An 8,619-nucleotide genomic window follows, 5' to 3' on the forward strand; every position below is an offset into this window, starting at 1 on the left:
TGAAACGGTAGCCAAGGCCTCGTTGCAGAAAAGCCTGGATGGCGGAAAGCTTGAACTGTCTGGTGTGCTTGCTCATGTGAAACGCCCCTGAGGTTGGATTTTTGTCCAACATCAGGGGCGCAGTTCAGGGACCGCACCACATTCAGCCCCTGTGGAGCTCCTTGTGGGAGCGGGTTTACCCGCGAAGAAAGCAACACCGGTTTAACGGATGAACACCTGCGGCGTGGTGGTGGACATGTCGCCACCCGGCAACTTGATGTTCTTCACCTTCTCCAGCGTATCCGGGTTGAACACCGCCAGGTCGTTGAAGGTGCCACCCAGGTACAACTTGTCGCCCTTCTTGTCGAAGGCCACGCAGTAGTAAGTGTGGTCCAGATTCGCCGCCTTGATCAGCTTGCGCTGCTTGAGGTCGTACTTGGCCAGGCGGTTGAGCACGCCGTAGATCTGGTTCGGGTCTTTCGGCGAAACCAGCCCGGTGAAGTACAGCTCGGTCAGGTCGGCGAACTCCTGGGTGTGAGTCTTGCCGGTCTTCAGGTCGACGCTCAGGTAGCCATACAGCAGCTCGGCGGTGGCCGGGTCCTGCTTGTCATCCTTGAACCTGGCAATGGTGTACAGCATCGAGAACTCGTGGCGCGGGCTCTGGTGCGGCCAGAAATACAGCACGTCCGGGGCGCTGTAGCCTTTACGGTTCCAGTTGCGCAGCGGCAAGGCTACCGTGTACTTGCCGGTCTTCACGTCCATCTTGTAGATGTCCGGCCCGGCGACGTACAGGCTGCCATCGTCCGCCGCACGCATCAGGTACACCTGGCGCGGCATCGGGAAGGTGCGTACCGGCTTGGCCTCAAGGCCATCGGCGGTGCTGAACACCTCCAGCCGTGGTGGCTTGACCACGTAGTGGTCGTTCAGGCGCTGGGTCGGGTTGACCGTGGCGTACACCTCCTTGCCGTCCGGGCTGATGGCGAACGAGTACATCGACCGGCCCACCTCACCCGGCACGCTGGACAGGTTGGCGTGGAAGGTATTCTTGCAGGTGTCCAGGTCGATGCCGTAGATGTCGCCGTAGTGGTTGTTGAGCACGTAGGCGGTGCGGTTGTCCGGCGCCATCATCGCGGTGCCGGGGCCGAACTTGTCGGGCATGACGCAGCTCTTGTACACCGTGTCACTGGCCACATCGACCACGTGCAGGTTGTTCGGGTAGTTGGTCACGATCATGTATTCGTGGCCAGCCTTCAGCGCCGGCCCGGTGTCGGCGGCCTGTACCAGCCCGGCGCAGGCCGTGGCGGCGATGGTGAGCGCGAGTGACGCGCAGCGTCCAGCTTTCATGCGGTTTCCCCTTGTCGTTCTTGTTGGGCCGGTCACTTGTCTTTCGGGAACACGGTGCCGAGGTTGCGCCAGTCTTCGGCGGAGTTGCTCGCCTGGGCGTTCCAGTCCTGATAGGTGCTCATCATGTCCGGCACCTGGGCCGGCCACCAGCAAGGGTCGGAGCAGCCATACAGGTCGGCCTCCATCGGCTGGCACAGCGAACTCACGCCACCAAAGGCGTCCACTTCCCAGCCCGGGTCGGTGGTGGCGGTGCAGCCTGCCACCGCGCTCATGGCCATGACTTCTTCGACGCGGTCTTCGGCGGCGGCCTGCTCGAGGATGCGCGCCTTGTTGTTCAGGGGCTTCAAGTGCTTCATGTCAGTGCGCCTTCCGCGGGGTGATGTAGCGATCGATGAAGGCCGGGTTGGCGGCCATGATGCGGCTGTAGACTTCAATGCCAAAGTCGACCCAGTCGCGCATCAGTTCGCAATAGTGGTAGGTCGGGTGCTGCGGGTCGCCGTAGCGGGCATAGCTTTCGTGGTAGCAGCCACCGGAGCACAGGTTGCGGATGCGGCAGCTGTCGCAGCCGGTGTTGCTGCGGTCCAGGCGCTGCGACAGGAAGTCGTTGAGCTGTGCCTGCTTCACGCCCTGGTGCACGTTGCCGAAGGTCGGCAGGCTGGAGCCGGTGAAGCGGTGGCACAGGTTCAGCTCGCCCTCGTGGTCCACTGCCAGCATCTTCAGCCCGGCACCGCACGGCAGGGCCTTCTTGTGGCCTTCGTGGATGTCGGTGATCAACTGGTGCAGGTTGGAGAAGCCGATGTTGCGGTGCTCCAGCGCAGCCTCCAGGTAGCGTCGGCCCAGCGCCTTCATGTTGGCGAACACCTGCACCAGTTCTTCGCCGGTAAGGTTGAAGTTGGCCATGTCGCCGGAGGTAACCGGGGCAAAACCGACTTCAGCGAAGCCCAGCTCGTTGAACAGGTGGTTCCAGATGGTCTCGACGTCGGTGATGCCACGGGTCAGCGTGACCCGCGCCCCCACCGGGCGGCTGTGGTAGCGCGACAGCAGCATGTCGACCTTGCGCCGCACCACGTCATAGGTGCCCTGCCCGCCCACGGTGATGCGGTTGCGGTCGTGCACGGTCTTGGGGCCGTCGATGCTGATCGACAGGCCGAAACGGTGGGCGTTGAGCCAGTCGATGATCTCTTCGGTGAGCAGCGTGGCATTGGTGGTCATGATGAACTCCACCTGCTTGCCCGCCTCGGCGAAGCGCCGCTCGCAGTAGGCAACCATGTGCTCGATCAGCGGCCGGTTGGACAGCGGCTCGCCACCGAAGAACACCACGCTGTAGCGCTCCTCGTCGGGCGACTCCTTGAGCAGCATCTCCACCGAGGCTTCAGCGGTGGCGGTGCTCATCTTCTTGCCTGCGGACGGCTTGTCCAGGTCTTCCTTGTAGCAGTAGGTGCAGCTGAGGTTACAGCCGGTGTTGACGTTGAGCACCACGGTGTTCAGCGCAGTGCGCTCGACCTGCTTGAGGGCGATTTCAGGGGTCAGCGGCGAGCCGTCGCTGACAAGTTCCAGCGCGATCAGTTCGCGCAGGGTGTCCTGGATATCGTCGCCGGCAAACTGCTGGCCAAGGCGCTGCATCAGCTCCTCGGCCGAGCAGCCTTGCTGGCGCAGGGTGTCGATGATGCCGCCGGTCACCGCGTCGGCGGTGAACAGCGAACTGCTGGGGATATGGAACAGCATGCGGTCGGCATCGACCTGCACTTCATGCAGGTTGCGTTCGACCAGGTTCAGTAGTGCGCCCATGGCGACCTCCCGATAATCGATCCGTTGGAAAACCGTAAGCCCCCTGCCGTTACGGCAGCGGCGGGTTGTTCCAGCGCTGAACGGTGACGATCATGTGCCCTTCGCCCGTCTGGCCACCGTCGGCCAGGGTGGCGATGACCTTCAGGTTGCCAGCGTTGTTGGTCATCATCTTGCGCTCGGGGTTGGGGCCAGCGCCGCCGGGCACGAACACGCCATCAGCCTGCATCTTCCCGGCGAACTTGACGTCTTCGTCCTCGACCGCACGCTCGTTGAACGGCTCGACCTTCCAGCTGGCCGGCAGGTAGCCGATGCGCAGCGGCTGGCCATTGGCGTCCTTGCCCCAGGCTTCGGCCTCGAAACGGCCCTGCACCTTGGGCACCGAGGCGCCGTTTTCGCCGATGCGGGCGATGGAGAATGCCGGCACCACCTTCACTTCCTCGACCTTGTCGTAGACCGCCAGGTTGACGCCCTTGAGCGCACCTACGGCGACTTCGCGCTGGCCAGGCTTGGCATCGACTGCAGCGCGGGCCTTCACCCGTACCAGGGTCGGGGTCTGCTCCAGTACTTCGGTCACCTCCACACCAGCGCCCAGGTCCGGTTTGCCGGCCAGGCCGCTGCCGACCAGGGTGATTTCGCTTTCGCCACCGACCTTGATGAATGCCGGTTGTACCGCCAGCAGGCGCGCCTTGCCCTCCTTCACTGCAGTGAAGTCCAGGCCACGCTCATCGTGGTCGGCCTCGAACATGCGGCCCTTCATTTCGCCATCCAGCGCGGCGAACACCTGGCGCAGGTTGGCGTCGCCGACCTTGACGTTGCCACGCCATTCATAGCCGTTGTAGAGGATCGCCGAGCCACTGCCATTGAACGGTGTGCCGTCGGCATAAGCGCCCTTGACCTCGACCTTGAAGGTGTCGCCCTGGTCAGGCGTGACACTCATCACCCCGCGCACATCGCCCTTGGCCAGCATGTGGCCGCTGAATGCCCACTGGCCCGGCAGCGCATCGGCCTTGGGCCTGGCCTTCTGCCATTCCGCCCACGCCGCGCTTTCCAGCGGGTAGCGCTTGGCAAGGTCGGGCACCACTTGCTGCAGGGCGATCGGCAACCAGTCGCGGTCACGCGCCTGGGCCTGGTATTCGAGGGATGGCCACTGGCCGAGATGGAAGTTGACCAGGTGCTCCCATTCCTTGGCCGGGCGCCGCTGCAAGGCGACACGGGCACCGGAGTGGCAACGGCCACAGGTTTCGCTGAGCCGGGTGTCGAACTGCTCGACGGTGTTCAGCCGGCGCTCCATGGCATAACGCACGCCATCGGTTTCGCTGGGCGCCAGGCCCTGCTTGTCGGCCAGGTACTTGACCAGGGTGCGGCGGTCATCGTCGCTGATCTGCAGGCCGTGCATCACCTGCATGCGGGCGATGCTCATCAGCCAGCCTTCCGGGGTCTTGCGCTGGTGGCTGATACGGCTGTAGGTGTCGTTGCCTTCGGGGATATGGCACCCCATGCACTTGTTCTGCAACAGGCTCGGGCCCTGCTCGGCCGCCATGGCCTGGGTGCTCAGCAGCGCGGCGGCGACCAGCGCCAGTTTGCCCGCATGCCGCCGGAGTCGAGTCGTCTTCAAGGTCAGACCTCCACGGTTGTTGTTCTTATCGTTGTCGCACGCTTTGGTACAGCAGGTGTGCATGTGACAGTTGCGATACAGGAACTGTGCCAGGTGCTGTAAAAATGTTTCCTTTCAAGCTTTTAGCTGGTTTTCCGGGCTTTGCTACCAGCAGAGATGGCCAATTGCAGCGTGCCATTTCGCGACAGGGTGTTTCATCCTGAGACAGGGGCCTGCTGCGCAGGCCTTCGCGGGCTTGCCCGCTCCTACAGGTATCGCATCGGCCCTAGGCATTGCGCATTCCCTGTGGGAGCGGGCGTGCCCGCGAAGAGGCCGGAACAGCCACTGTTTCACCACCGTCTCACAGCGTCTCAATGTGCAACAGCGCAACCCTGCAATCCCGACCTTGCACCAGGACAAAACCCAACCCGTTCAACGGCTTGCGGCCATCTGCCGACCTTGGCACGCCCATTGCGCCTGTGCCCGTCACATCCAATGACAAGAGGCACCGTCCCATGCTTTCCGAACTGCCCATCCTGCCCGCCACCCGCGCCTTTCTCGAACGCAAGCTGAAGATGCGCATCGGCGCCGACTGGCAGGACGCCGCCAGCGGTCGCACCCTGTCGTTCCGCAACCCGGCCACTGGCGAGGTGCTGGGTGAAGTGCCCGCCGCCGAGGCCGAAGATGTCGAGCGCGCGGTGCGTGCCGCACGCCAGGCCTTCGATGATTCGCCGTGGAGCCGCCTGCGCCCGCGCGAACGGCAGAACCTGTTGTGGCGCCTGGCCGACCTGATGGAGCGCGACGCCCGCCAACTGGCCGAGCTGGAATGCCTGAACAACGGCAAGAGCGCCACCGTGGCCCAGGTGATGGACGTGCAACTGGCCATCGACTTCCTGCGCTACATGGCCGGCTGGGCCACCAAGATCGAAGGTAGCACCGTTGAAGCTTCGATGCCGTTGATGCCCAACGACCAGTTCCACGGCTTCGTCCGCCGCGAGGCGGTGGGTGTGGTCGGTGCCATCGTCGCCTGGAACTTCCCGTTGCTGCTGGCCTGCTGGAAGCTCGGCCCGGCCCTGGCTACCGGCTGCACGGTGGTGCTCAAGCCCGCTGACGAAACACCGTTGAGCGTGCTCAAGCTGGCTGAGCTGGTGGACGAAGCCGGCTACCCGGCTGGTGTGTTCAACGTGGTCACCGGCACCGGCCTGAACGCCGGCGCCGCGCTCAGCCGCCACCCTGGCGTGGACAAACTGACCTTCACCGGCTCCACCGAGGTCGGCAAGCTGATCGGCAAGGCGGCCATGGACAACATGACCCGCGTCACCCTGGAGCTCGGCGGCAAGTCGCCGACTATCGTCATGCCCGATGCCAACCTGCAGGAAGCCGCCGCCGGCGCGGCCACGGCGATCTTCTTCAACCAGGGCCAGGTGTGCTGCGCAGGCTCGCGGCTGTATGTGCACCGCAAGCATTTCGACAATGTGGTGGCCGACATCGCCGGCATCGCCAACGGCATGAAGCTGGGCAGCGGCCTGGACCCGGCGGTGCAGATGGGCCCGCTGATCTCGGCCAAGCAGCAGGACCGCGTCACCGGCTACATCGAGCTTGGCCGCGAGCTGGGCGCGACCATCGCCTGCGGTGGCGAGGGCTTCGGGCCGGGCTACTTCGTCAAGCCGACGGTGATCGTCGATGTCGACCAGCGCCACCGCCTGGTGCAGGAAGAGATCTTCGGGCCGGTGCTGGTGGCAATGCCGTTCGATGACATCGACGAAGTGATCGGCATGGCCAACGACAACCCCTATGGCTTGGGTGCGAGTATCTGGTCCAACGACCTGGCCGCCGTGCACCGGATGATCCCGCGCATCAAGTCGGGGTCGGTGTGGGTCAACTGCCACAGCGCCCTCGACCCTGCCTTGCCGTTTGGCGGCTACAAGATGTCCGGCGTCGGCCGTGAGATGGGGGCCGCTGCCATCGAGCACTACACCGAGCTGAAGTCGGTGTTGATCAAGCTCTGATCTTCAGCCTGTACCGGCCCTTTCGCGGGTAAACCCGCTCCCACAGGATCACCACAAGCCTGAACATTATGAGATCCCTGTGGGAGCGGGTTCACCCGCGAAGAGGCCGGTACAGGCAACCCCGAAAACAACAACAAAAACATGGAGCACACCATGAGGCACACTCTCGCCTGCACATTGGCCCTGCTGTTCGCCGCCCCCGTCACCCAGGCCTACGAGCTGTACAACCACGACGGCACCACCCTCAACGCCGACCTCGAAGCCCTGTTCGGCGCCTTCCACAGCGACGAAAGCTTCAACCTGGCCGGCAACCGCAAGCCCGGCAGCACCGCCTGGCAGGAAGGCTACGTCAAGTACGGCCTCAGCGGCAGCCAGGCCCTGGCCGACAGCGGCGCGCTCTACGGCGCCTTCAACCTGCTCAGCTCCGCTACCTGGGGCGATGGCGACGCCGCCGGCCTGACCCTGGGTGACGAGCGCCGCACCGCCGTCGAAGACCTGTACCTGGGCTGGCGCTCGGCCAACCTGTTCCCGGCCCTGGGTGAAGACGGCGTGGACATTTCCGGCGGCCGCCAAGTGGTGACCCTGGGCGACGGTTTCCTGATCCAGGGCGACCCGGTGAACCTGGGCAAGGTCGACCTGGGCGCCAACTTCGACCGCGGCGGCGCCTACTACCTGGCCGCACGCAAGGCCTTCGACCGCACGGCCGTGCTGCGCCTGGGCGGCAAGCAAGGCTGGCGCAGCGACCTGATGTGGCTGAAGTCCGACAACCACTACCAGGCCGACACCTCGCTGGCGGTGGCCAACCTGGAACACGTCACCGACGCCGGCACCGTGGGCCTGAGCTGGATCCGCGGCCTCGACGTGGACCAGCGCTACGCGCAGATCATGGGCCTGGAACACCGCGACGGCATGGACACCGCCAGCTTGCGCGGGCGCGGCAACCTGGGGGTGAAAGACCTGGAGCTGGCCGCCGAGTACGTGACCCAGGACAAAACCGGCGGGCGGGAGAACGCCTGGTACCTGGAGGGCAACTGGACCTTCTCCGAACTGCCCTGGTCACCCACCGCCACCTACCGCTACAGCCGTTTTTCCGAGGATTTCGACCCGCTGTTCTATGGCCTGAGCCGTGGCTATGGCACCTGGTTCCAGGGTGAAGTGGCGGCCAACTATGCCGGGCCGTTCAACAGCAACAGCCAGGTGCACCATGTGGCGCTCAAGGGCAAACCACGGGACAACCTGACCGTGGGCGCACTGTATTTCGACTTCGATACGCTGGACACCGACCAGGGCAACCTGGGCGGGCGGGAGCTGGACCTGTATGTAGAATGGATGGTCAACGACCACCTGTTGATCAGCCCGCTGGTAGGGTTCTACAAACCGGAGCGCAGTGCGGCCGATGGCGGCACGCAGCTGGGTGGGCGGGATGCCGGGACCTACATGCAGTTGATCGTCGGGACTTTCTTCTGATTCGAGATCCCGGGGCTGCTGCGCAGCCCATCGCGACACAAGGCCGCTCCCACGGGTACAGCGCTGCCCTCAAGGTTTGCGTGAACCTGTGGGAGCGGCCTTGTGTCGCGAAAGGGCCGCAAAGCGGCCCCGGCAATCTCAAGCCAGGCCCTGCTCCAACAACCACCGCCGCACCATTCTCTGCTGCTCCACCGACAGGCCAGACACCACTGCCTCAAGAGGCCGACCAACCTGCAACTCCCGCACCACCGGCGCCAGCTCCACCCCCTGCAAATGCCAAACCCCCAACGGCTGATCCGCCGTCACCACCACCTCGGCCGCATCCACCAGCCCGTCACGCAACACCGGCCGCCGCTCGACCCTCACCGCGCGCCAGTCCGCCGCCACGTGCAATGCCTGCATGTCCGGCCACCCCTGCCGCCGCGCCCAGAACGGCTG

General features: G+C 64.6%; 6 protein-coding genes and 1 pseudogene. 2 read left to right on the top strand and 5 right to left on the bottom strand.

Features of this window, described 5'->3' with window-relative positions:
• Positions 1-201: 201 nt before the first annotated feature.
• Genes peaD through peaA form a run of 4 tightly spaced genes read right to left on the bottom strand, consistent with a single transcriptional unit; the run spans position 202 to position 4,726 of the window.
• Positions 202-1,323 carry a quinohemoprotein amine dehydrogenase subunit beta gene (gene peaD / locus J5M71_RS25425; RefSeq protein ID WP_063914252.1) on the bottom strand — a complete coding sequence of 374 codons (1,122 nt, stop codon included), beginning with the start codon at positions 1,321-1,323 and terminating at the stop codon, positions 202-204.
• Positions 1,324-1,355: 32 nt separating this feature from the next.
• Positions 1,356-1,679, bottom strand: a complete 324-nt coding sequence (qhpC, locus tag J5M71_RS25430; protein ID WP_004375838.1) for a quinohemoprotein amine dehydrogenase subunit gamma — start codon at positions 1,677-1,679, stop codon at positions 1,356-1,358.
• A gap of 1 nt (position 1,680) precedes the next feature.
• Positions 1,681-3,111 (bottom strand): quinohemoprotein amine dehydrogenase maturation protein, encoded by a 1,431-nt coding sequence (peaB, locus tag J5M71_RS25435; protein WP_025339352.1) that lies wholly within the window; start codon positions 3,109-3,111, stop codon positions 1,681-1,683.
• A gap of 49 nt (positions 3,112-3,160) precedes the next feature.
• Positions 3,161-4,726: a quinohemoprotein amine dehydrogenase subunit alpha gene (gene peaA, locus J5M71_RS25440; protein ID WP_207838209.1), complete on the bottom strand. Its 1,566-nt coding sequence runs from the start codon at positions 4,724-4,726 to the stop codon at positions 3,161-3,163.
• A 494-nt stretch (positions 4,727-5,220) separates the two neighbouring features.
• Here peaA and J5M71_RS25445 point away from each other — a divergent pair, with 494 nt between their 5' ends.
• On the top strand, positions 5,221-6,714 hold the full coding sequence (locus tag J5M71_RS25445; protein WP_207838213.1) for an aldehyde dehydrogenase family protein: 1,494 nt from the start codon (positions 5,221-5,223) through the stop codon (positions 6,712-6,714).
• A 153-nt stretch (positions 6,715-6,867) separates the two neighbouring features.
• Positions 6,868-8,181 (top strand): hypothetical protein, encoded by a 1,314-nt coding sequence (locus tag J5M71_RS25450; protein ID WP_207838216.1) that lies wholly within the window; start codon positions 6,868-6,870, stop codon positions 8,179-8,181.
• A gap of 138 nt (positions 8,182-8,319) precedes the next feature.
• Here J5M71_RS25450 and J5M71_RS25455 read toward each other — a convergent pair.
• Positions 8,320-8,619, bottom strand: a pseudogene (locus tag J5M71_RS25455) (FAD-dependent oxidoreductase); the annotation flags it as partial.

This window comes from Pseudomonas sp. 43(2021), from assembly GCF_017490805.1.
GTDB lineage: Bacteria > Pseudomonadota > Gammaproteobacteria > Pseudomonadales > Pseudomonadaceae > Aquipseudomonas.